At 70.1% G+C, this 532-nt stretch carries 2 protein-coding genes; both read right to left on the bottom strand.

Annotated features, from left to right (window positions below; translation table 11 throughout):
* On the bottom strand, positions 1-249 hold a 249-nt coding region (locus tag CKO27_RS24125; RefSeq protein ID WP_420825872.1), incomplete at its 3' end, for a glutamine amidotransferase-related protein.
* Positions 250-325: 76 nt separating this feature from the next.
* Positions 326-532 (bottom strand): hypothetical protein (locus tag CKO27_RS24120; RefSeq protein ID WP_200377432.1); only part of this gene is annotated, 207 nt, incomplete at its 5' end.

Raw genomic sequence — 532 nt, 5'->3', positions numbered from 1 at the left:
GCCGTAGCAGATGCCCAGCACCGGCACGCCCAGGTCCCACACCGCCTGCGGTGCGCGCAGGTCCTCGGCTTCGTAGGTGCTGGCGTGGCTGCCCGACAGGATGATGGCCTTGGGCGCGAACTCGCGCACGAAGGCGTCGCTGACGTCGTTCGGGTGGATCTCGCAATAGACGTGGGCTTCGCGCACGCGGCGTGCGATCAGCTGGGTGACCTGCGACCCGAAGTCGAGGATGAGGATCTTGTCGTGCATCGTCAGGCTCTGGAGAGTTGAAGGCCCGCCGCGCGCACCCGACCGGCTGGTCGTGGTGGCGAGGCGGGCCGGGTGATCACGCGGCGTTGGCGGCCAGCCGCGCTCGGCGCTGTTTGCGGAAATGGGCGATCGCGAAGGCCAGCGCCAGGGCCTGCAGTGCCGCGGAGAAGAACATCGGCGTGCCGATGCGCCAGTCGCCCTGCGGCAGGTTCGACACCAGCCCGAGCAGCGGCGCGGCCAGCGTCGGCGCGACGACCGCCATCAGGCTGTTGAGCGAGCTCAC

This window comes from Thiocystis violacea (assembly GCF_016583575.1).
In the GTDB taxonomy this organism is placed as follows: domain Bacteria; phylum Pseudomonadota; class Gammaproteobacteria; order Chromatiales; family Chromatiaceae; genus Thiocystis; species Thiocystis violacea.
The sequence above is the reverse complement of the archived record's forward strand: the minus strand, read 5'-3'. Positions and strand labels throughout refer to the sequence as shown.